A 22,494-nucleotide genomic window follows, 5' to 3' on the forward strand; every position below is an offset into this window, starting at 1 on the left:
CCTAAAAGCCTCCGAATTGCTGCATGAGATACGCGGATTGCTGATTGGCCTGCTGTACCGCTTTTTCCATCGCAGTAAACTGTCTCCAATAGCTTTCTTCCAACCTTTTCAAACGTTCTTGCATGCGATCAATTTGTTTATCAACGTCGATTAAATTGCGGCCAAGCGTAAACTGATGATTCGTTCTTAAATTGTTTCCCGCCCGGGCCTCAATGTTCGTTGTGACGCTTTTTATTGACGCTCTTAACCGGGCTGCAATTCCTTGTTTTTCAAAGCTTGTTTTCGTAGTTCCTGGTGTTCCGTTAAACAGTTCGTACAATTTATTCGGATCGTTCGCAATGGCTTCACGCAACTTATCCTCATTGACTTCCAGTTTCCCCCGCTCCAAGTAATCTTTGGAAGACGTGATCCCAAAGTCAGCGAGGTGAAGCTTCGTACCGTCCGCAAGTTCAACCGTCGAATACAAATCAAGGCGCATCTGATTCAGCCCGCCGGAAATAATCGAATCATTTCTCAGCATGCCGCTCTTCGCTTTCTCTTCCCACATTTCAATTTGCTTTTCAGACATATCTTCGCGCTGTTCTTCCGTGAGCGGTTTAAAGTCACGGTATACCTTCTCCTGGAGACGACCGTTCAAATCTGCGATTAATTTATTGTATTCGTCGACAAATTTTACAACCGTGTCAAAAATAAAATCGGTGTCGTTTGCTGTCGAAATAGTGACAGGCTTACCCTCTGTCGTGTTCTTTAGCGTGTATTCGATTCCGTTGATTGTGAATACGTTTGAGGTGCGTTCTGTTTCATAGCCGTTTATCGTAAATTTAGCGTTTTTGCCTTCTTTGCCTTTTGGGCCATTCTCTAGAACACCGTTGTTGAATTTAAAGCCTAGCTTCTCCATAAAATCTTTTGTGGAGTTGCTTCCGTCCTCGTCAGCAACAACTTCTATCTTTGCACCAACTCCAGTGGCATTCATCGTCATCACGAGATGGCTTTTTTCCCCAACACGATCTTCAAAAATCGTAACGCCAAAATTCGAACTATTAAACCTCTTTATCACATCTCCAAGGGTATCATTTGCCGAAATTTCAATTTTAACCTCTGTTGGTTCTGATTCTCCCGGCTTGGTTACGTTAAAAGTAAGCGTCCGCTCCCCACTAGTAAATTGTGGGTCATCCGCTGACACCCATACTTCTGAAGTTGCAAGCTGCGAGACTTCTATCTGGGTTGACACATTCCCTGACGGATTAATCGCTTTTGCGCTAACAGCACTATCGTTGCTGCTCGAAACAGTTTTTTTCAAGAAAGTTGCTTGCCTAAAGACGCCATCGAAAGTAAGATCGCTAAAAGCCGTCAGCAATTTATTTACATCGCGGTAGCTGTCACGCTGCCATTCAAGCACTTGCTTTTTTTGGACAAGCCGATCAAGCGGATACCGCTCCGCCCGCATGAGATCTTTAATAATTGATTCTGTATCCATTCCGCTTGCAAGGCCAGCAAATCGATTCACTTGCATATTGTATCACCGCTTTCTTACCTTTTTTCATCAACAAAAAGCCCCATAAATTTCGCCATTCCCGCATACATATCCAAAAATTTTTTCGGAGGGATTTCCCGGATGACTTCTTGCGTATTTTTATCAACAACTTCAACATAATATTCCTGCAGCTCTTCATGAAACGTAAATTTGACCGAAATGTCGATTGGGAGCAAAAAGTCATTTACGGCATCAACCCTCTCCCTCACTCGTTCCGTCATCAGTTGCTCATCGAATGTATTTTTTTCTTCCTGCCCAGGCTGCTCATGCCGTCTTATGCCACTGTCCGTTATCCGGTGAACAGTATGGGCAGCAACCGAAGGATTTGACATTCCTTTTACATCCACACCGCACTCCCCCTCTTCATTCTCTACCTTATTTATCGGATTGCTTCTACACTTTTTAACAATCATCAGTAAATAACTTAATTTCCTATCAAACACAAAAAAAAGACCTGCTCAATAAAGAGAACAAGTCTTCTAATCTATTTTATCCAATAAACATTTGAACGAACATTTTGCCGTACTGGCCGCCATCGACAATTCCAATTCCAACTTCAGTATAGCCGCTGTTAAGAATATTGGCACGGTGTCCATCAGAGTTCATAAGGGATGTATGTGCTTTTTCAACCGTTTGGTTCCCTGCCAAGTTCTCGCCTGCCGTACGATAGGAAATACCAAACTGTTTCATCATGTCAAACGGTGATCCGTATGTTGGAGAGTTATGATCAAAGTAGCCTTTATCAATCATGTCTTTCGCTTTTACACGAGCGACTTTTGTCAATTCAAGATTTGCTTTTAATGGCTTCAGGCCATTTTTTTGTCTTTCCGTATTAACAAGATTCAACATTTGTTGTTCTTCAGCAGTTAAACCTTGGTTTGCTTGTTGTTGGTTCTCATTTTTAGGCTGTTCTTTGACCGGCTGAGATGGTGCTGGTTGGGCTGGCTTTTCTTGAACGACGTTATCATTGTTTTTCTCCGGCGCTTTTTGCTGGTTGCTATTTTTATTTACATCTTTCTTTGAATCTTTGTAATGATTCTGCCAATTATAGTAGTAATCCCATTTATATGTCGGGACTTGTTTAACTTCATATTTTACATTTGCTTTTTGTTGTACATTGCAGGTTGATGCAGCTTCTGCCCCACCCGCTTGCCATCCTACCAAACCGGCTCCGATCAACGTTGCCACAAGTAATTTCTTCATAATGATGTAACCTCCTGATGTGTGAAATGTAGTGTAATGGTCTTTCTATATACGCATCCTATCATAAAAAAGGAGGTTCAAAGATGAAAACAAGCTTACAAAAGATTGCATTATTGCGATCATTATTTCACTTTGATTGCAAACGTTACAAAAAGAAAAGTTAAACAAACGTTTAATTAAAATTTATAAAAGAATTGTTTCGGCAAAAGTAAGATAAATGGAGAAAAAAGGAGGAAAAGGAAGAAAGAGGAAGTTTCTAACAGCATACCATCATTCAACGATGATCAGAAAAATAACAATTTAAGAGAATTCCAGGCATTCCTACTTCTAATCTCTTTCTGAAACTGGCCTTAAAAAATAAATCTTGTATGATTGATTAAGAGTGTTGCGAGGAAATTTAAAACAGGGGGAAAAACAATAGGAGAAAAAAAGAGAAAGAAGTTACTAAGCAGAAACGCCCCGGACATTTTACCTAATTCTTCCTTTTGTGACAAATCCCTTCTTGAATTTTCAAAAAAACCGATCGCCGAAATTCGACAATCTCACACATCCTTCATATCCTTCAATATTTTCATCAAATCCAAAGAAACATCCGCGGCCTTTTTATTTTCTTCCTGAATCGAAAGATAGATTTCTTTCCGATAAATATCGATGTCTTTTGGCGCATGGATGCCTATCTTAATTTGATCGCTGCTAATTGAGAGGATTGTAATTTCGATGTCGTCTCCTATTTTAATGGATTCATTCAATTTCCTTGTGAGTACAAGCATATTTACCCCTCCCTTTGAGCAGCTTTTAGTAATCGATGTTTCGTTTCGTAGCGGGGATCATTTAAAATAATTTGTTTCCCTCGTCTTTCTTTCACATTTAATACAATCGGCGCTTGAAGATTGGCGGTAGATTCCGAAAACGGCTCGTTCACCGTCAAAATAACAAAAATAGATAGATCCTGATTCGACTGAATGTTAAGCTGGCGAAGCACAGCATCTTCCAATTTGAAATTATAGTCTTTAAAAAAAGAAAAAGGTTCTGTTACTAAAAAAGCAAGGGCATGAGTGTTGATTGACTGTAAAATAAAAAAAGGACTCTTCTCTGCAAATGGAAGAATCACAAACTTTGTTTCATCGACAAAACCCGGAAGCCCCTGTTCAAACGTGAGAATATCTTCTTGATGGACTTCAATTTCCCCTTGGTACTTCGTCTGTATAGTTAGCATCACTTTCCACCTTCCAAAATAAAAACTACACTTTCCTATTCACAAAATCAATCGCAAGGCTGTTCAGCCTTTCCACATAAATATTCACTTTGCCAGGTCTGTAGCGGTGAACAGGCTTATTTGGATTCGCTTCAATTATCGGTTTATTCACTTTCGATTGAATCTCAATTTTGCCTGGTGTGTAATTAATTTTCACGCTAAATGGGGACGGGATCCAACCGATATTAAATTCATATAGTGGGTTTTCACTGTTTTCTTTCGCTTGATCCGCGATTGGATTTCCGCCATTTTCGATACGCATCAACTCATCCCCTTGTTCAGCGATCCGCCCCATGCCATTCAACCAGTCATGATACCCTGTTTGGGCAAATTCTTCCGTTAGCCTAAAAGGTGACTTTAAGTTCATTTCTTCCCATGCTTGTACCTGATCGATCGTAAGCTTTCCGGGTATCCGTTCAATTGTTAATTCAGCTGGGGGCTGCTGAATGGAAAGCTCAGCCTTTGGCTGTTCCATTTCCTGGACTGGAGGTTCATGGGCTATACCTATTCTGGCGAACTTCGATTCCATTCTAATTTGAGGAATGTTCATAGAATGCATCCTTTACATATAAGTTGGTTCAAAAAGCCCGAAAATGGCAGGCTGTCACTTTATCGCAGAAAGTCCAACAGGCTTGGCTGAATAACACGCGTTCCGACTGCAAGAGCGGCACGATGAATCGTTTCTTGCATTTTCAGATCGGTGATAACCTTCTCCATGTCCGCTCCTTCGTTCTCTTTAATGATCTTCTTGGCAATTAATTCTTGATCGCCTAAACGGTTCTCAATAAGTTCAACCCGGTTATAACGGGCGCCTAATTCTGCACGTTCTGAAAGGAGGTTGTTAATATGCCCGTCTAATCTCTCAAGGAAAGAGTCGATATTCTGTTCATCCTTAAGAGCTTGTTCCAAATCATCGAAAGTCTTAAAAACCTCTTTCCCAAACACGACATTTGGGTCAATGCTTGCTGGAATCGTTGACCCTTTTGATACTTCGATTTTGAAAGGATCTGGTTTATTGTTTTCATCCCATTTTGGACTTATCGTCCCATCTTCGTTGATCGTAACAGGCGGATTTGAAATATCAGTGCCATTAAAAATATATTTCCCCGCAACTTTCGTATTGGCGACTTCCGTATAGGCTTCTTTCAATTGGGAAATTTCGGCTTTGATCTTAAGACGATCTTCAGAACCATTCGTATCATTCGCCGCTTGGCCAACAAGTTCACGCACCCGCCCCAAAATTGCATTCGCTTGTTCAAGACCTGCTTCCGAATTGTCTATCCAATTGTACATTTCAGATAAGTTTCGCGTATATTGTTCAACTTCTGTCAAATTCGTTCGATACGCCATCCCTTTAATCGCGACGACCGGATCATCAGACGGACGGCTAATTTTACGTTGTGTATACAATTGCTCTTGCAGCTTGCCAAGCTGAGAGTAACTGTTGCTTAAATTTCGAAGCATATTTGCTGTTAACATACTTTGTGTGACACGCATCTTCTTCATCTACCCTTCCATTACTTTATCCCGCAACTCCAAATCCTAGAAGTTAAGCGGAGGATTGCGGACGCTAATTCTTTGTAAGTCCCCTTTATCTTCCAACAACGCCCATGCCGTTAATAATTTTCTCAAGCAATTGGTCAACAACCGTAACCATACGGGCTGATGCGTTGTATGCTTGTTGGAAGCGAATAAGATTAATGATTTCTTCATCAAGCAAAATACCACTGATTGACTGGCGGCGTTGATCAGCTGATATCTTTAACGTTTCGGTATTGCTCTTCATACGATTTGCTTCTTGGGCTTTAACCGCCATCTCACCGATAACCCCTTGATAGAATCCTTGTAACGTTGTCTTTTCTTCAGAACCGATCTTATCCAGTACTTTATTTTTCACTTCGGCAAGCAGCAACGCATTTTCCCCATTGCCTTCTTCACCTGAATTTGGGTCAGTTGCAGCAGCGATGTTATCCCGTGAATCGATAATCGCTTGATCTACTTTTATATTTTTCGCAGCACCTGAGACATCTTTAAGTTCTTCAAAAAAGTTTCTTTCAGTGTGTGAGCCTGCTTTAATATCTGAAAGGCTCCAGCCTTTTTTATGTATTTCATTAAATTCTGTAACGAAAGCATGAGCCATTTCATCAAGATTGTCGATCATCTTACCATAGTCATCGTGCGCTTTTAAAAGGGCACTTAATTTCCCTTTTTCATAATTAAGTGGCAAATCATCAGCACCGATTTTGACTTTATTATCATTATCGACTGTAAGACTGCTGGTGGTCATGTCTTTTCCATCGACAAGTGTATGAGAGTTACCTTCACTATCCACAATCGAAACCGTTACGTTGCCTTCCGCGGTGGGAAGTGCATTTCCACGGTTAGGTTCATAGGTCACCTCGATATCGACCAATTCTGACAACCTGTCTAGAAGACGGTCACGTTCATCATATAAATCATTCGGCAAATAACCGTGAGGTTCAATTCCCCGAATTTGTTGATTTAAATTGTTCAGCTGGGTGGCAATCGAATTAATTTCTTTAATCGTAACATCAATTTCTTGTACAGTATTTTTTTGAAGTGCTGTTATCGAGTTGCTTAAATAGTTAAATGTATCGGCGACTGCGATGCCTCGCTCCCTAACAACAGAACGAGCGCCAGGATCATTCGGCGAAGCAGCGAGATCTTCGAGCGACTGCCAAAATCGATCAAGTGTTTTGGCAAGTCCAGCGTCAGAAGGCTCATTCATTATATCTTCGAGTCTGCTTAATGCTTCCGCCCTTGAACTCCAGTAGCCTGATTTGTTATTTTCACTACGAAACTGGACATCAAGAAACGATTCCCGCACACGCTCAACGGATCCCGCTTTCACACCCGTTCCCATCTGTCCGGGAACTTGCGGGCGATTTATTCCAAGCGGCGGATACGGTTCAGCCGCTTCAAAATTCACCCTCTGCCTCGAATAGCCTGGGGTATTGGCGTTGGCAATATTATTGCCAGTCGTCTCTAATGCATATTGTTGTACCGTCATGCCACGTCTCGCTGTTTCAAGTCCCATAAAAGTTGAACGCATTTGTTGTGATCCCCCTCATAAGTCTCTATGCCTTAGAATCAAAAAACGAACGATGGCTGCCATCCGTTTTTTTATTCTCCGGATGTTTGTAAGTCACTTCCTCTGGTTCCGGCGACAACATTTCAAGTGAAGCGTTGACAAACTGGAGTGACTGTTTCGTTAACTGTTGATTCAATTCATTTTGTTCTTTCATTTTAATGATTTCTTCCGAAAGCTTCGCATGCAGCTTGCGGATTATTTCACGGTCATTTTCCTCCATAAAAGGATAAAGTGATGAAAGGGTAACATCTTCAATCACTATCCCTTTCCTATTTAAAAAATCCTCGACAGCTTTTTGGCGATTTTCGTCTGCTTTTCCCAACAATTTTATTTGCTTTTCCTCTGCTTTTAGCAGCTCTTCAAGTTTTTTAATTTCGTTTTGTTTTAGAAACTCTGTTTTTTCTATTGTAAGATCGTTCAGCTGCTGTTGTATTTTAAGAAGCATGGCTAATGATTGAATGATGTTTTGGGCCGTCATTAGTAAACATCCTCACCGACTATTTTTTCCAAAAATCGAGCAGCCTTTCGGCTGTCTTTTTATAATTGATTTCATAGTTTCCTGCGTCATACTGTTTTTTAATCTCATTCACCTTTTTTTCACGTTCAGATTGAAGTTCGGATTTTTTTAGCAGTTCTTTCGCCTGTGCAGAAATTTCAAGCTTATCTTTATGCTGTGTTTGTGGTTTTTCCGGCTGGTTTTCCGCAGCCTTTTTATACGGATTTGTTTTCATTGAATGAATCGGATTAATTTTCATGACGCCACCTCACTTAATAATCGTTCATTTGATTTTTGAAATACGTTGCTTGACGCACCTCTTGCCGTTCGGCTTCTTTTTCAGCTATCTCCAGATCATTTTTTATCGTTTCAACACAATTTTTACACAAATTTCCAGACGAGATGGGAGCCCCGCACGATTGGCAGGAATATACTAAATTTGGAAATTGGGCTGTTCGAAGCCTGCCTTCCTTAATGAAGCGAATAATGACTTTTTCCGGCACCCCTGTCGCTTCATGGACTTCATGCAAACTTGCGGAACGGTTTTGCTTTTTGCGAATAAAAGTATAGACCTTTTCAAACATCTTTTCTTCTTCTTTGTAACAAGATTCGCAAATATCCCGTATCGTCCTGACAAAAACATTGCCGCATTGCTCACAATTTGCCAATTCAGCCATTTCTTTCAATCCCCCCAGTCTCGCTCTTTGTCTATTATATCTATCGGTTCAAACAATAAAAAGTTTATAGGTTGGTTGCAATTTCAAACACCTCTTGCCAACGTCAATGATGAAACGGAACGTGCCCCGTAGCCAAAAAGTGTTTGGGCGGCATTCCTTACAGTCGTGCCAGTTGTGTAAACATCATCGATAAGAACGATTCTGGCACCTGATAAGCCAATGCCCTCCTTCAACTGAAAAAAATCGGCATTCGTTTGAAGACGTTCGCTGCGTGACTTTTTACTTTGCTTTTCACTATTTTTACGAGTGAGAATATCTTTTATTTCTCCATCTAGTAATTGCGCGAGGACTAGAGACTGGTTGAAGCCGCGTTCATACAGGCGTTTGCCGCTTAATGGAATTGGGACAATGATTTCATTTTGGCATTCTTTCAGCCATAATTTCTTCCATTCTGACGTTACCGTTTCACATAGCACAACATCACCTCGAAATTTAAAACGGTTCATCCATTCTTTCATTTTGCCGTCATATACGTAAAGGGAGCGATTTTTGAAATTTTTGTCCGGCCAAATCATTTCCCAGCGGATGCAGTCGAGACAAGTATCTCCATCCACAAAGCCTTTTGGTGTTTTTTCGAGCATACGGCCACAGACTCGACATATTTCCCCGGAAATAATCGTCAATGACTGACGGCATTCTTCGCACAATTTATCGGGCTCCGTTAACCCAAATACACTGTTCCATGTCAATGCTTGATAAAAAGACACATCACACCATAAGCAATAATCCATGCTTTCACCTCCACTGCTCTACAATGTTTTTGCTTCCTCGTTCATTTCTTCAATATGATGCAAAGCTTTCATCATCTCTTCTGTTTTCCCAAAGTGAAAATACCGGACTTCACCGGTTGGATATTTCCCGCTTCTCCCTGCTCGCCCAGCAATTTGAACGAGCGCACTTTCTGTAAAAATCTGATCTTCAGCGCCCAATATGCCAACATCAATATTTGGGACCGTTACACCGCGTTCTAAAATCGTTGTCGTCACGAGAAGCTGAATCTCACCTTTTCGGAATTTCTCTATTTTCTCTTTACGTTCTGGATCTTCTGCATGGACACCATCAATGCCAGAAAATGTGCCAGAAAATGATGAAGCAAGAATCTCCTTCACTTTCTTCATCATGTTGACAGACGGAACGAACAGAAAGATCTGCTTTTTTTGTCGAAGCTTTTCTTTGCACCACTCGTGTACCACTTTTGGGAGCTGTTCTTTCGACAATTTTTTTTGCCAATCGCCGCACCATTGAAAAAAAGGTACCGGCAAAGGATGCCGATGAAAGCGGATTGGAATTTTCACAGATGGGAGTGTCCCTTCCTTCGCACGTATTTTAAAAGATTCATTTGGTGTTGCAGTTAAATAGATGGTTGGGGCCCCTTCTTTTTTCGAACGTTCGACGGCAAATTCAAGCATTCGATCCATCGAATAGGGAAACGCGTCCACTTCATCGACAATCATCACATCAAACCAATCTTGAAAGCGAAGCAACTGGTGTGTAGTAGAGATGATGAGCTGTGCATCTTGCTCCTTATCAACACTTCCTCCATATAATGCGTTAATTATCACTTTCGGAAATGCTTCCTTTAAGCGAGGAAGAAGTTCAAGGACGACATCAACACGGGGTGTGGCGATGCACACCCTCAAGCCTAATGAAAAAGCACGCGCCAATCCTTCGAATAAAATTTCTGTTTTCCCAGCGCCGCATACCGCCCATATTAACAGCTCATGCCGCCTTTCAATCGCTTGAAGCACAGCATCCGCAGCCCGAGTTTGCTGAACGGAAAGCTCCCCTTTCCATTTCAGTGAATCGGCGATTTGAGCCGGTTTCGTTTTGCTTCCACACCAATAGATAAGCGGGGTACACTCACTTACTCGTCCCATGACTAAGCATTTACGGCAATATGTGCATTCTTCCAAACAACGTGCACACGAAAAAGACGCAAACAGGCGCTGCACAGTATTTCCGCAACGATGGCAGCAATATTGCTTTGATTCATTGGTTATGGATTTTTTGTAGCCAACATACCCGTGCAAATAATGGCTATGGATAAAGTCAATTGAAAAAGGAAGTTCATCTAACAGGAGAAGTTTGCCTTGAAGTCGATATTGAAGTGTTGGAGAAAAAGGGTATGCAAAATCAAGAGGAGGTTGTTCAAAATCGTCCAGGCGTGAAATTGCTGAAAAAGAAGACAGGGAATCGCCTTCAAAAGGAATGCCTTCCGGATGAATGAGAACTTGCTGATTTTTACTATAGGAGGCGTATCTCAACTATACGCCCCCCTTTTTAAGCATTTTATGGTTTGTACCATGTTAATCCAATGGCTCCTTCACCCAAATGAGTACCGATTACCGGGCCGAAGTAGCCCATCTCAACTGTGGCATTCCGATACTTGGTTTCCAGCTCTTCCTTTATTTCAGCCGCATCATCTGGACAGGTGGCATGAATAACTGCTGCATGGATGGTTTCTCCGGTTTTTGCGTCATTGTCAAAAATCTCAAAAAGCCTGCGAATCGCCTTTTTGCGCGTACGGATTTTTTCAAATGGTTGAATAACTTTATCTTCAAACGCTAAAACGGGTTTAATTTTAAGCAAGCCGCCAAAAAATGCCTGTGCCCCGGATAACCTTCCGCCAAGCTTCAAATTTGTTAAATCATCGACCATAAAATACGCTTTGATGCCTTTTCTTTTTATGTCGTTTAAACGGCTGATGATCTCTTCTCCGCTTTTTCCTGACTGTGCCATTTTGGAAGCTTCCAAAACGTAAAAGCCTTGGGCAGCACAGCTAATTTCTGAATCAAACACGTACACCTTCACATTTTCGGCAAGATCAACTGCAGAAAGGGCTGACTGGTATGTACCGCTAATCCCGCTTGAAAGTGTAATGACAACAATCTCGTTATATTCCTTTCCAAGCCGCTCGTACAGTTCAACGAATTCGCCGACAGCCGGCTGGGACGTCTTCGGCAACTCTTCAATGTTGCGCATTTTGTTATAAAAGTCACTTGTTTTCAATTCAATCTCTTCACGATAAGAATCCGAACCGAATATGACATTCAGAGGAATCATGAAAATGTTATTCTCTTGCCGTTTCGAACGATCAATATAAGATGTGCTATCTGTTATGACAGCCGTCTTGGCCATGTCCATCCCTCATTCAATAAATAATTGAAGTGCTTACCTTACTTTCACCCAGCCTTTTTTAATCGCTTCAACAACCGCCTGGGTCCGATCGTTGACATTCATTTTTTGAAGAATGTTCGACACGTGGTTTTTCACCGTTTTTTCGCTTATGTATAACGCTTTTCCTATGCCGCGGTTGCTTTTTCCGTCAGCAAGAAGCTGCAGCACTTCGCATTCTCTCCTCGTTAATAAGTGGAGCGGCTTCCGGTACTCAATTTCTTTAAATCCTATTTCCAATCCTTCCATCCCTTGAGATGCTAAGCGGCGATATTCGTTCACCAAGTTGTGAGTTACTTTCGGGTGGACGTATGCACCGCCTTCTGCGACAACTTTTACCGCCTCAATCAGCGCATCGGCATCCATTTCCTTTAACAAATATCCTGCAGCACCTGTTTTTACCGCGTGCGTAACATAAGCTTCATCGTCATGGATCGATAAGATGATAACCTTCGTACCGGGCACCTTTTGCATCAATTGCCGTGTTGCCTCAACTCCGTTCACTTCTGGCATATTAATATCAAGGAGAACAACATCAGGTAGATACTGTTGAACGAGTTCCACCACTTCTTTTCCATCGTTGCCTTCCGCTACGACTTCAAAATTTGGCTCCATTTCCAAAATTCGTTTGACGCCTTCCCGAAACAACGGATGATCATCAACTAAAATAATTTTAATCGTTCGTTCAATTGTAAACTTCATCCCTTACCTCCTGCTTTTTTATCGGTATTTGAATTAAAATGGTTGTGCCTTTTTCAGGTGTGGACTCCAACATGAATTTCCCTTCAAGGAGATCGACTCGTTCATTCATTCCAATAAGCCCAAATGCGTTTTCCTTTTTCACATTGTAGTCAAAGCCAATGCCATTATCTTTCACTAATAGTGTAAGCTGCTCGTCCCGAAATTCGACTTTCACTTGGATTTGTGACGCTTTCGCATGCTTGCACGCATTTTGTACCGCTTCTTGTGCAAGGCGGAACAGTGCAATTTCCAAATTGGAAGCCAACCGCTTCTCTTGCCCAATAATTTGGATCGTAACCTCCGTTCCGAAATTTTCACTGACAGTATTTATATATTTTTTTAACGTTGGAATGAGCCCAAAGTCGTCTAGCGCCATTGGACGAAGATCGTAAATAATTCTTCTAACTTCTTGAAGTGAATTTCGTACAAGCTGGCGTAATTCTCTAAATTCGGCAATGGCCGCATCAGTTCCTTTATATTGAATCTTTTTTTCAATTAATTCCGACCGTAACAGCATGTTCGCAAGCATCTGCGCAGGGCCGTCGTGAATTTCTCGTGACAGGCGCCTTCTCTCTTCTTCCTGGGCTTCGATAATTCGCAGCCCGAGTGTTTGCCTTCGATTGGCATCTTCAATCAGTTCGCCCATTCTTTTTAAATCACCGCTTAAATAGTTCAAAACGACAGAAATATGCCTTGTCAAATTTTCTGCTTTTGAAATGGTTTCTTTCACTTGAAGAAGGCGGCGCTCAAGCTCATCACGCCTCTCACGCAGCTGAATCTCTCTTTCCCTTAAAACGTTCAACTTAATTTGCAAATCATTCGCAGTTTCATAGACTTGCTTAACATCCTCTTCCGTGTATTTATTGAAATTATGGCTAACTTTGGCGAGGCGGTTTCTCGCAAGCCTTGTTTTTTCTTCAAGCAGATCTCGTTCATCAATGACTTTTGCCACATCTATCTTGATATTCTCAAGTTTTTTTAATAAACGTTCAAACTCTTTACGAGAAAGTTCTCCGATCTCAAATACTTCATTTTTGCTTTCTGAAACTTTGTAGATCGTTTCATCCAAAATTTGGTCAAGTAGCTTACTCGATATTTTTTTTGAATTCATTTCGATTCCTCCACCCCCACTTTACAAATATTGACCAAAAAGGACTAGAATCTTCCTTCCTATTTAACTTTACAATCCGATTGTTTTTCGATTACAAATTGCCTATGAATAGGAATTTCGTCACTGCCGCGTTATAATAGCAGTAGATTTTTTAACGATTGCTTGGGGGATTGTTGATGCTATCTTCTTATTATACCGTAAAACAACCGGGGACACACGAGATCTACATACAAAAGTCAAGATTTATTGCATATATTGGCCGAGCCGAATCGGAAGAAGAGGCACAGGCTTTCATTCAATCCATCAAGAAAAAACATTATGACGCAACACATAATTGTTCCGCTTATCTGATCGGTGAAAACAATGAAATCCAAAAGGCAAACGATGACGGGGAACCGAACGGTACCGCAGGAATACCCATATTAGAGGTTCTAAAGAAACGCGGCTTAAAAGATACCGTTGTTGTCGTCACCCGCTATTTCGGTGGAATTAAACTAGGAACTGGAGGCCTTATTCGCGCATACGGATCCGCCGCTTCAGAAGTGATTCGTACTGTCGGCGTCGTAAAAAGAGTGCTTATGCAAATCATGCATACGGCTTTTGACTACTCGTACCTTGGAAAAATTGAAAATGAACTGCACAACTCACCATACGAAAAAAAAGAAATCCGCTATTTCGAACATGTGGAGATGGACATCTATGTGGAAAGTGGAAATCAAGAAACATTTGCTGAATGGATCACAAACTTAACAAATGGAGAAGCAGAAATTGGCTCTGGGGATGTCGAGTATTTGGAAAAGGAAATAAATAAATTATAACTCGAAAGGCAAACTAAGAGGAAGCCGTTAAAAATTCGACAATTTTTATAGGAAACATTCGATAATTCTTTTCATTTTTAAATAATCTGTTATGATAAGTGTGATATGCTGCTTGAAAAGGGGTGATCGATTGCTCGATACATACCATTATTTTATCGCTTTTTTCATTTCACTTCTTGTTACAATTATTGCAACACCTTTCGTTAAAAAAATTGCACTTCGATATAATATTGTAGATAAACCAGAAAATCGAAAGATCCATATGAATTCAAAGCCTCGGCTCGGCGGACTTGCGATTGTCATAGGCGTTGCAGCAGGTTATCTTTATTTGACACCGGCACCCTATTCACCCTACATGCCAAAAATTATTATTGGGGCAATCATTATCACCATCGTCGGGATCTTGGATGATAAATTCACGTTGTCACCGAAAGCAAAATTACTTGGCCAAATTATCGCCGCTTGCATTGTCGTCTCTTCAGGGCTCCTCGTTGACTTTGTTACAATTCCGTTTTACGGAAAAGTCGAATTCGGCGTCTTTAGCTATGCCATTACTATTTTATGGATTGTCGGCATTACAAATGCCATGAATTTAATCGATGGATTGGATGGCCTTTCAGCCGGGGTTTCTACGATTGCATTAACGTTCTTTTCCATTATGGCGGTGATTGACAGCCAATTCGTCGCACTCGGATTATCGATCATTTTTCTCGGGGCAACCATCGGTTTTTTATTTTTCAATTTTCATCCGGCGGAAATATTCATGGGAGACACAGGGGCGTTATTTCTTGGATATTCCATTTCGATTATTTCCATACTCGGCCTTTTCAAAAGCGTTACGCTATTTAGCTTAATCATCCCTGTGATCATATTGGCTGTTCCGATTTTCGATACATTCTTTGCCATTATCCGCAGGCTTTTAAACAAACAAAAAATTTCAAGTCCTGACAGGCGGCATCTTCACCACCGGTTAATCGACATGGGCTTTAGCCACAAAACGACTGTTTTTATAATTTATGGCGTCAGCATTTTCTTTGGAATTTCAGCACTTGTCTTTTCAGCTTCAACACTTTGGGGTTCCCTGCTGATGATTAGCTTGCTGTTGCTGATACTCCAACTAACTGCTGAACTGATCGGGCTCATAGGCGAAAAGAGAAAACCAATCGTTACATTTTTAAAAAGATTATCTTCAACGAAGCCGGCAACAAAACCGGTTATTAAACGGGAATAGAAGTGGAACATCGAAACTAAAAGATGTTCTGCTTTTATTTTTAGCTAATCCGCCAGCAAATGTTCAATCGGTTTTGTTTCTCCTTAACTTGAATATTTCCAGTTCAGCCAGCACTTGCTTCATCACCTGTTCCAATTCAATCTCCTCCTTACTATTCTTTTCCTAAATTTCACGAATATTTTTTCGGTTTGTCAATAAAAACCAAACCGAAATTCCTGTAAAGAACAACGACTACAAATTAGGAAGCGCAAGAGCGATTCGGCCTTTCAACGATTTGAAATCAAACAACCTTTTTGAATGTCTCATTTTCATGATCAATGTTTAATTTTGCGCGTCAAATTCTTCCGGCTGTTCACACCGCTCTCCAAAGTAATAAAGAATTGCCTCAACAATCCGCTTTGACGCAAATCCGTCCCCATAAGGATTCGAAGCTTTTGCCATTTCGTTATATTTCTGATCATCAGTTAACAGTTCATTCGCCATGTTATAAATCATTGCTTCATCCGTCCCGGCAAGTTTCAACGTACCAGCAGCAATGCCTTCCGGCCGCTCGGTTGTGTCTCTTAATACGAGAACAGGAACACCTAATGATGGCGCTTCCTCCTGCACTCCACCAGAATCCGTTAAAATCAAATGTGCTTTCGCGGCAAAATTATGGAAATCAAATACACCGAGCGGCTCAATTAAATGAATTCTCGGATCGTCGCCAAGAATTTCATTTGCAAGTTCCCTTACAACCGGGTTCATATGAACAGGGTAAACGACTTGCACATCGCCATGTTCTTGGACTAGCTTTTTGATGGCCCGAAACATATTCTTCATCGGTTCGCCGAGATTCTCCCTTCGATGTGCCGTCACCAAAATCAGCCGATCATCGCCAAGTGTTTCAAGCGTTTCATGTACATAGTCTTCTCTTACCGTTGTTTTCAACGCATCAATCGCCGTATTCCCTGTAATGAAAATCGTTTCTGCCTTTTTCCCTTCATTTAGCAAATTTTCCTTTGCCTGCTTCGTTGGCGCAAAATGCAGATCCGCAATCACACCTGTTAACTGGCGGTTCATCTCCTCTGGAAAAGGCGAGTATTTCTTCCATGTACGAAGCCCCGCCTCCACATGGCCAACCTTTATCTGCATATAAAAAGCGGCTAAACTCGCAACAAACGTTGTCGATGTATCACCATGGACGAGTACAATATCCGGCTTCACTTCGCCCATCACATCATGCAGCCCCGCTAACGCCTTCGTCGTAATATCAACTAGCGATTGGCGCTTTTTCATAACATTCAAATCATAATCAGGTTCAAGCCTAAATATCTCCAGCACTTGATCAAGCATTTCCCTGTGCTGTGCTGTTACCGCAACGATTGATTCAATTTTTTTATTTTTTTCAAGTTGTAAAACAAGCGGTGCCATTTTTATCGCTTCCGGCCTCGTTCCGAAAACCGTCATTACTTTGATACGATTCGCCATTTCGTTCGCCCCTTCTTATCTGTCTCCTATTATCTTACTAATCTTCTTACCGGAAAACAATGAAGTGGCAGCGGCCGCCTTTTTCAGACAAATTCCTCTGCAAAGATTGTCTTTTTGCTTGAAAAGCTATGATTTATAAAGGAAATTGACGTTTTTTGTTTAATCAGGGGGAAGGCATTCATTGAAAATTATATTATTACCGCACTGATATGTATCATTTGCATAGTATCCATTATTGCAGGAAAAATCCATTGGGATTACAAAATTAAAAAAGGCCAAAAACTTTGGGTGGAGTATTTAGTGAAGTACTTTACGGGGAAAAGATGTAAAGCAATTATTTTTTCTATTCCATCTGGGAGCCCTTGATTGATCGGACACCTACTTTACGATTATCAGGGCTATCGTTTTTATCTAATTTTAATAGGTCTCTCTAGCCATACGGGTATTTGCATCAATTATCAATTTCAATCGATATCTCTATACCCAACTAAAGAAAAAAAAACAATCTATTTACATGATCATTGTTTCCAACTGAGCAGTAAATTCTTATACACCTTTTCATTTTCAGCACAAATTCTTTCATACTCCCTTTTCTGCTTTTCTTTTTCTTCGGCTGTAAGTTTATCTATAATCCCTAGATCAGCCTTTAATTCTTCAATTGAAATTGTATTCCCACTTTCTAATTCCTCACAACGTCAGTTAATATTTGTTTCTCTTCGTCCACTCTTTTAGCCACTGCTTCAGCAGAATATCCAAAGAATGTCATCTCGTATAAAGCGTGGGCAACTACACCCGCTGCACTGTAGAATTCAATTGATTTATTTAAAACATCGACGTTCATCCAATTTTCCCAAGGCTCCATCTCAAGTGCATAACGATTTTCATCACCTTTTTTCATTCCAAATACTTCGAAAATAAAAGTCCCTGGTTCAAAACTATTTTCAACTTTCGCTACTACCAAGGTAAACTCAGATTGATAAGCGGGAACTTCAAGTGATCGTAATTCATCCATTACTCGTTTATAAGCTTCGTAAGCCTCTGCCTTAAAGTTATATTCTCTAAAAAGTACTTCCCACACATCATCAAATTTTACATTTTTTAGCAATTCTTTAAAAATCACTTCGTCACATCACCTTTTATATTCAAATCCTTATCGAAATCAACGGCCAAAGTTGGAAAAATGAGATTAAAGGAAAGTCGGAAGAATACAATATAATTGCAAGATTTAAATATTAATCAAGAAAAAAGACAACCTTATCACAAGATCGTCTTCCGAATTATTGCAGCTCTTTCATCAATTTTTTGAGTTCCTCTTTTGATAATCCTGTCACTTCCTGAATAACATCATCATCGAATAAACTGATATTGAGAACGAAAGGATTTTCGATTTTCGAAAAGCCGGTGGTTTTTTTGCGGAAGTCGTATCTGTAGGACGTAAATATAAGTGGAAGGAAAGGAGTTAAACGGAAAAGAGGATATTTTCTTATATACTCATAATTCAACAAAATAACAAAGAATCCTTCTTTATTACCAAAATATTTATTTGGATTGTACACAAAATGAAACACGAGAACCGTCCCTATGTTTCCCCTATTTACTATCTACTTAATTGAAAAAAGCTCCTATTGTAGAAAGAGACCATACTTGTTCCCAATCTTCTACAAAGGAGCACAAAATGTGTAATAAAAGTATAGGTCATAAGAAACTAATGAGTCAATGTTTGTCAATGATGCTTCCTACAGAAACTTTAATTAAGGATACGTGAACCGTTGAGTGACAACATTTGATTCTCCTGCATTAGGTCCACCCTTAACAATTATTTTAAAATCATACAAAGTGGTATCCATGGACAGACCTGTCACAAAAAAAGTTAATTCACTAGAGTCCAACCTTGAAGTGTAGTTAGTTAGTTGCCACTCATCTTTTCCACTCACAGAATGATATAGTTTTATCTCATCTGCTGAAATAGGGCTCGTACAGTTGATTGCTATATCAGTACTATTATATGAAACTATTCTAAGATCTTTTATTGGTGTTGTTTCGCTATTCTCGTCTTATCCTTTTTTATCTTTCGGTTTTATAACGAGCCTTCACCATGCAGGCGATTTTTATCGCACACGGCGATCCATCAGCAGTAGTTCTTTTTTTCTTATTTCCCCTTTTTTATTATATTCCTTTTTTCGGATTTGTCACTATTTTTTTAAATAATAAAAAGATAAACTGTTGTAACGCTTTGGCTAGCATTTTTCTACTATTATGATCGGCCGTTAATAGAAGATTATCTACATTGATATATCTTTTTCATAATTTTACCAGCAATATTAAGCTTGCTTATGATTGAACGATACGTGAACTTTTAGTAAATGTCATTTTTAAAAATTTCTTTGTCATTTGGTGGGTTAAGTTAAACAGCGAGAAGATTTGAAGCAGTCTCACGTAGATTGCGGGAGGGACAAGACCTGTCCCCTTGTCCCTCCAAACACCACACCCCATTAGTTGTGTCTAACTAACGGGGCGTGGTTGTTTTCTCTTAAATTCAATTAATTAATTTATTCATATATTTTTTGGTAAGTTTTGGTGTCATGAGCTTTTTCACTTAAACCGTTCACTACTACACTCCCGGGATACGCACTAGGATCCTCCTCTGTTCCTTGTTCGGAATAGACACCTACAGTTTCGCCAAAGGAGTTAGTTCCTGTGAAATTGGCAGTAAGTGTAGCGCCTGCTTTTTGAGCAACTAAGCCAATTCCAGCCCAATTGTTTTTATCAGTTGTAATGTTTTTAAAGTTTACAGTAATATCGCCGGCTGAATTATGGTTAACGTAAATACCGTTTTTCTTTCCGTTCTTCACTGTTACATTCTCAAGCGTTGCATTGCTGTAAATTTCAATTAAGTTATCGCCATGAGTTACATTTACACCATCAATTGTTAAATTTTTGATTATAACACCATCGTTGGCAATATATAGGCCTTCAGCGCTGTTAGCACCATCGCCAGTGTTACTAAATTTAAGCTCATGACCATTACCATCAATCGTTACCCCAGCTGCTGGTATAATTGGTTCATCTACTGAAATGTTATCAGTTAGAACAATTCTCGTTATTGATTCATTTTCTAAAGCTTCTTTTAAATCTTTTGCATTTCCCACGCTATTCCCGTCTTATACCACAACTCCGTGGCTTTCGGTTCGGGCCTACACCGTACAGGCGGCTTTCACCGCATACGGCGTGCCGTCAGTAGGTTAATAATACTATTCTAATATACCTATTTCCAACTTTTAAATAGAGGCTGTCTAAAAAGTCCCTAAAATAAATCAGGTGGAGAGAAACGATTTGTTTTTCTCCACCTGATTTTGTGTTTTTATAACTTTTTTCTGAAAACAGCAGGCGCATGCCCGCCACTTTCAGGAGATTGTGGGTCATTGCCACAATCCCAAACTCTACATGGACCTTGTCGAGGCCACGTAATGAGAATCGGCGGAACGACCGATTGCCCTTGATGTGGCCAAAAACACTCTCTACCTCAATTTTGCGCATGGCGTAGAGTTCTGCTTTTTCCTCACATTCAAGGGCTGTTTTCGCCTTTGCTTTCATCTCTTCAAATATCGGATTCAAGTGGACTTGGCGATTGCCTTTTGCCTTTGTACATTGTGCTTTCAGCGGGCAATCGGAACAGTCTTCACATTCATAAATTTTGTAGCTTTGCTCAAATCCTGAAGCGTTCTTTCTGTTTTGGTACTTTTTAAAGGGCACTTTGCGTCCGTTTGGGCAAATGAACAGGTCGTCTTTTTCCTCGTATGTCCAGTTTTTTACATTCCTGATGTCGTTTTTGTATTTGCGTGTTTTTTCTTTTACATACGTGCCGTAGGGGATTAAACATTCAAAACGAGGCTCCTTTTCTTCCCCGAGGGCGTACAGATAATTTTCCTCACTGCCATACCCTGCATCCGCAATCACTGTTTTAGGCATCGGCAAACGGGACGCTGCTAATTTCTCTAAGTGGGGGATAAAACAGCGTGTGTCTGTCGGGCGCTGGTGTAGTGTATAGTAAAGGATAAACTGGTTTTCTGTTGCCACTTGTACATTATATCCTGGTTTTAGCTGTCCATTTTTCATGTGGTCTTCTTTCATGCGCATGAATGTCGCATCGGGATCTGTTTTTGAAAAGCTGTTGCGTTCACCGAATGTCTCATGCTGTTTTTTGTACTTTTGAATTCGGGGGATGAAGTCTGTACGGATGAGCTTGATTGGCTTTTTTAGCGCACTTCGGCGTGCACGGAGTTCTTTCCGAACAGGTACTTCTTTTTCCGCTTCGATTTCTTCTGTTAATGTGTTCACCTGTGTCTCGAGTTGATTTGCCACTGCTTCTAATTGTTCAACTGACGCGTTTTCTAAAGGGGCAGGTATGTCCTCAAGCTCCATTTCTTCAGCCTGTGTAATCTCATGAATCTGCTCAAGAGTTGCCTTGATTTTCTCTTTCAATTTCTCTTCAAAACGGATCGTTGATTTTTTCCATACGAAAGAATACTTATTGGCATTGGCTTCAATCTTTGTGCCATCCAAGAAGTAGTTTTCCATTGTAATATGCCCGTCTTCAATTAATTTGAGGATCATCGTTTCAAATAACTCATCCATCATGGCTTTCATACGCTTCCCTCGAAAATCGTTGATGGTACGAAAATCGGGTTTTTGCATCGCCGCCAGCCACATTGCAGGAATGCTTTCTTGAATAAGCGTTTCAATACCACGGCAAGAAATATACTTTTTGTGAGTACGCATATAAAATCACTTTTAGCATCATTTTCGGATGAAAAGGACGACGTCCGCCACCTGAATAATGGGCAAATAGCTGCCCATCCGGAATGGCTTCAACCATTTCATCAACAACACGGGCGACATGATGTTCAGGGATCAGTTCTTGAAGATCATAAATAAAGAAACTTTGATGATTATTATAGGATTTGAACGTGGGAGCGAATTTTTCTTTGGAAGCAATAGGAGTTTCTTCTTTTACCTCTAGAGAAAGCGATGTTTGTATGTTATACTCTTTTTTAGTAATCTTCGGATTGCTCATAAAAAAATCGTCCTTTCTTGAGTGTGGTGTGGTAACTTCATTCTACTAGAAAGGGCGATTTTTTTGTATAGATTTTTAGCAAAAAGAGGAAAGGCTGTCACAGAAAGTCATTTTTTAATGACTTTCTGGACAACCCCTAGTTGTTTAGTAGGATAACGACATTACTTTTGGGGAAATAAGTCGTTTTAGAATCTGCTACTGACTGGGTTCCTTCGCTCCTGCTAGTTTTATCCTCCTCGTATGTTACCACACGGGTACAAACGGCTAGCTATCCACACTACTATGAACCCGCTGCCATCTTTCCGGATTCATTGGTGCTGATCCACCTCTTCCGAAAAGACTTCAAACGTTCCGTTATGTCCATCCCTCTTTTTGACAGCCTTAGGCCTCCACTATTCAGGAATGAGAACGGCCAGTTTAACAGTCAATTATGCTGACCGCCGTTGCATTATTTCAGATGCAAGGATGAATGCTGAACTCCTAGCTATTCACAACATTCACTACCTCACCCTGCCTACATGGATTCGTCTGCCTGGCC

The 22,494-nt window shown here is 40.5% G+C and carries 21 protein-coding genes and 1 pseudogene; 2 read left to right on the top strand and 20 right to left on the bottom strand.

Annotation, left to right across the window (positions count from 1 at the left end):
- Window position 1: 1 nt before the first annotated feature.
- The 16 genes from DCC39_RS05205 to DCC39_RS05280 all read right to left on the bottom strand — a co-directional run bounded on the left by DCC39_RS05205 (window position 2) and on the right by DCC39_RS05280 (window position 13,363).
- Window positions 2–1,513 carry a flagellar hook-associated protein 2 gene (locus tag DCC39_RS05205; protein ID WP_116553826.1) on the bottom strand — a complete coding sequence of 504 codons (1,512 nt, stop codon included), beginning with the start codon at window positions 1,511–1,513 and terminating at the stop codon, window positions 2–4.
- 17 nt (window positions 1,514–1,530) lie between these two features.
- A complete protein-coding gene (flaG, locus tag DCC39_RS05210; RefSeq protein WP_240613541.1) occupies window positions 1,531–1,881 on the bottom strand; it encodes a flagellar protein FlaG in 351 nt (116 codons plus the stop codon).
- A gap of 142 nt (window positions 1,882–2,023) precedes the next feature.
- Window positions 2,024–2,737: a CAP domain-containing protein gene (locus DCC39_RS05215; RefSeq protein WP_116553827.1), complete on the bottom strand. Its 714-nt coding sequence runs from the start codon at window positions 2,735–2,737 to the stop codon at window positions 2,024–2,026.
- A gap of 542 nt (window positions 2,738–3,279) precedes the next feature.
- Window positions 3,280–3,507, bottom strand: coding sequence for a carbon storage regulator CsrA (gene csrA / locus DCC39_RS05220; protein WP_116553828.1), 228 nt, complete (start codon window positions 3,505–3,507; stop codon window positions 3,280–3,282).
- Window positions 3,508–3,509: 2 nt separating this feature from the next.
- Entirely contained in the window at window positions 3,510–3,953 is a 444-nt protein-coding gene (fliW, locus tag DCC39_RS05225; protein WP_116553829.1) for a flagellar assembly protein FliW, read from the bottom strand.
- 25 nt (window positions 3,954–3,978) lie between these two features.
- Complete coding sequence (locus DCC39_RS05230; RefSeq protein ID WP_116553830.1) at window positions 3,979–4,542, bottom strand: DUF6470 family protein; 564 nt, start codon at window positions 4,540–4,542, stop codon at window positions 3,979–3,981.
- A 59-nt stretch (window positions 4,543–4,601) separates the two neighbouring features.
- Complete coding sequence (flgL, locus tag DCC39_RS05235; RefSeq protein WP_116553859.1) at window positions 4,602–5,489, bottom strand: flagellar hook-associated protein FlgL; 888 nt, start codon at window positions 5,487–5,489, stop codon at window positions 4,602–4,604.
- 94 nt (window positions 5,490–5,583) lie between these two features.
- The gene (gene flgK / locus DCC39_RS05240; protein WP_116553831.1) at window positions 5,584–7,065 is read right to left on the bottom strand and encodes a flagellar hook-associated protein FlgK; all 1,482 of its coding nucleotides are present in this window, start codon (window positions 7,063–7,065) and stop codon (window positions 5,584–5,586) included.
- 25 nt (window positions 7,066–7,090) lie between these two features.
- Entirely contained in the window at window positions 7,091–7,582 is a 492-nt protein-coding gene (locus DCC39_RS05245; RefSeq protein WP_116553832.1) for a flagellar protein FlgN, read from the bottom strand.
- Window positions 7,583–7,601: 19 nt separating this feature from the next.
- Window positions 7,602–7,859 (bottom strand): flagellar biosynthesis anti-sigma factor FlgM, encoded by a 258-nt coding sequence (gene flgM / locus DCC39_RS05250; RefSeq protein WP_116553833.1) that lies wholly within the window; start codon window positions 7,857–7,859, stop codon window positions 7,602–7,604.
- Between the two features lie 13 nt (window positions 7,860–7,872).
- Window positions 7,873–8,277, bottom strand: coding sequence for a TIGR03826 family flagellar region protein (locus DCC39_RS05255; protein WP_116553834.1), 405 nt, complete (start codon window positions 8,275–8,277; stop codon window positions 7,873–7,875).
- 83 nt (window positions 8,278–8,360) lie between these two features.
- On the bottom strand, window positions 8,361–9,068 hold the full coding sequence (locus tag DCC39_RS05260; protein ID WP_116553835.1) for a ComF family protein: 708 nt from the start codon (window positions 9,066–9,068) through the stop codon (window positions 8,361–8,363).
- A gap of 18 nt (window positions 9,069–9,086) precedes the next feature.
- Window positions 9,087–10,601 (bottom strand): DEAD/DEAH box helicase, encoded by a 1,515-nt coding sequence (locus DCC39_RS05265; protein WP_116553836.1) that lies wholly within the window; start codon window positions 10,599–10,601, stop codon window positions 9,087–9,089.
- Window positions 10,602–10,626: 25 nt separating this feature from the next.
- Window positions 10,627–11,475 (bottom strand): DegV family protein, encoded by an 849-nt coding sequence (locus DCC39_RS05270; protein ID WP_116553837.1) that lies wholly within the window; start codon window positions 11,473–11,475, stop codon window positions 10,627–10,629.
- 33 nt (window positions 11,476–11,508) lie between these two features.
- On the bottom strand, window positions 11,509–12,213 hold the full coding sequence (locus tag DCC39_RS05275; RefSeq protein ID WP_116553838.1) for a response regulator: 705 nt from the start codon (window positions 12,211–12,213) through the stop codon (window positions 11,509–11,511).
- Complete coding sequence (locus DCC39_RS05280) at window positions 12,197–13,363, bottom strand: sensor histidine kinase (RefSeq protein WP_116553839.1); 1,167 nt, start codon at window positions 13,361–13,363, stop codon at window positions 12,197–12,199. Before DCC39_RS05280 ends, DCC39_RS05275 begins: the two co-directional genes overlap by 17 nt.
- A 176-nt stretch (window positions 13,364–13,539) precedes the next feature.
- On the opposite strand from DCC39_RS05280, the gene DCC39_RS05285 reads away from it, so the two are divergent.
- Window positions 13,540–14,181 (top strand): YigZ family protein, encoded by a 642-nt coding sequence (locus tag DCC39_RS05285; RefSeq protein ID WP_116553840.1) that lies wholly within the window; start codon window positions 13,540–13,542, stop codon window positions 14,179–14,181.
- Between the two features lie 130 nt (window positions 14,182–14,311).
- Window positions 14,312–15,412, top strand: a complete 1,101-nt coding sequence (locus DCC39_RS05290) for a glycosyltransferase family 4 protein (RefSeq protein WP_240613542.1) — start codon at window positions 14,312–14,314, stop codon at window positions 15,410–15,412.
- Between the two features lie 321 nt (window positions 15,413–15,733).
- On the opposite strand, the gene wecB is transcribed toward DCC39_RS05290, so the two are convergent.
- The 4 genes and pseudogenes from wecB to DCC39_RS05315 form a co-directional block, all read right to left on the bottom strand.
- Window positions 15,734–16,882, bottom strand: a complete 1,149-nt coding sequence (gene wecB, locus DCC39_RS05295) for a non-hydrolyzing UDP-N-acetylglucosamine 2-epimerase (protein WP_116553842.1) — start codon at window positions 16,880–16,882, stop codon at window positions 15,734–15,736.
- A gap of 679 nt (window positions 16,883–17,561) precedes the next feature.
- Window positions 17,562–18,002 (bottom strand): DUF6557 family protein, encoded by a 441-nt coding sequence (locus DCC39_RS05300; RefSeq protein WP_116553843.1) that lies wholly within the window; start codon window positions 18,000–18,002, stop codon window positions 17,562–17,564.
- A 1,429-nt stretch (window positions 18,003–19,431) separates the two neighbouring features.
- On the bottom strand, window positions 19,432–20,031 hold the full coding sequence (locus tag DCC39_RS05310) for a pectate lyase-like adhesive domain-containing protein (protein ID WP_116553845.1): 600 nt from the start codon (window positions 20,029–20,031) through the stop codon (window positions 19,432–19,434).
- 85 nt (window positions 20,032–20,116) lie between these two features.
- Window positions 20,117–21,878 (bottom strand): annotated as a pseudogene (locus DCC39_RS05315) (IS1182 family transposase).
- Window positions 21,879–22,494 lie beyond the last annotated feature (616 nt).

Origin of the sequence: Pueribacillus theae (assembly GCF_003097615.1) — a bacterium.
In the GTDB taxonomy this organism is placed as follows: Bacteria; Bacillota; Bacilli; order Bacillales; family UBA6769; genus Pueribacillus; species Pueribacillus theae.

What these genes read in the sequence shown, in the direction of transcription:
- DCC39_RS05205 (WP_116553826.1), bottom strand. Translation starts at nt 1,513, where the DNA reads ATGCAAGTGAATCGATTTGCTGGCCTTGCAAGCGGAATGGATACAGAA.
- DCC39_RS05215 (WP_116553827.1), bottom strand. Translation starts at nt 2,737, where the DNA reads ATGAAGAAATTACTTGTGGCAACGTTGATCGGAGCCGGTTTGGTAGGA.
- csrA (WP_116553828.1), bottom strand. Translation starts at nt 3,507, where the DNA reads ATGCTTGTACTCACAAGGAAATTGAATGAATCCATTAAAATAGGAGAC.
- fliW (WP_116553829.1), bottom strand. Translation starts at nt 3,953, where the DNA reads ATGCTAACTATACAGACGAAGTACCAAGGGGAAATTGAAGTCCATCAA.
- DCC39_RS05230 (WP_116553830.1), bottom strand. Translation starts at nt 4,542, where the DNA reads ATGAACATTCCTCAAATTAGAATGGAATCGAAGTTCGCCAGAATAGGT.
- flgL (WP_116553859.1), bottom strand. Translation starts at nt 5,489, where the DNA reads ATGCGTGTCACACAAAGTATGTTAACAGCAAATATGCTTCGAAATTTA.
- flgK (WP_116553831.1), bottom strand. Translation starts at nt 7,065, where the DNA reads ATGCGTTCAACTTTTATGGGACTTGAAACAGCGAGACGTGGCATGACG.
- DCC39_RS05245 (WP_116553832.1), bottom strand. Translation starts at nt 7,582, where the DNA reads ATGACGGCCCAAAACATCATTCAATCATTAGCCATGCTTCTTAAAATA.
- flgM (WP_116553833.1), bottom strand. Translation starts at nt 7,859, where the DNA reads ATGAAAATTAATCCGATTCATTCAATGAAAACAAATCCGTATAAAAAG.
- DCC39_RS05255 (WP_116553834.1), bottom strand. Translation starts at nt 8,277, where the DNA reads ATGGCTGAATTGGCAAATTGTGAGCAATGCGGCAATGTTTTTGTCAGG.
- DCC39_RS05260 (WP_116553835.1), bottom strand. Translation starts at nt 9,068, where the DNA reads ATGGATTATTGCTTATGGTGTGATGTGTCTTTTTATCAAGCATTGACA.
- DCC39_RS05270 (WP_116553837.1), bottom strand. Translation starts at nt 11,475, where the DNA reads ATGGCCAAGACGGCTGTCATAACAGATAGCACATCTTATATTGATCGT.
- DCC39_RS05275 (WP_116553838.1), bottom strand. Translation starts at nt 12,213, where the DNA reads ATGAAGTTTACAATTGAACGAACGATTAAAATTATTTTAGTTGATGAT.
- DCC39_RS05280 (WP_116553839.1), bottom strand. Translation starts at nt 13,363, where the DNA reads ATGAATTCAAAAAAAATATCGAGTAAGCTACTTGACCAAATTTTGGAT.
- DCC39_RS05285 (WP_116553840.1), top strand. Translation starts at nt 13,540, where the DNA reads ATGCTATCTTCTTATTATACCGTAAAACAACCGGGGACACACGAGATC.
- wecB (WP_116553842.1), bottom strand. Translation starts at nt 16,882, where the DNA reads ATGGCGAATCGTATCAAAGTAATGACGGTTTTCGGAACGAGGCCGGAA.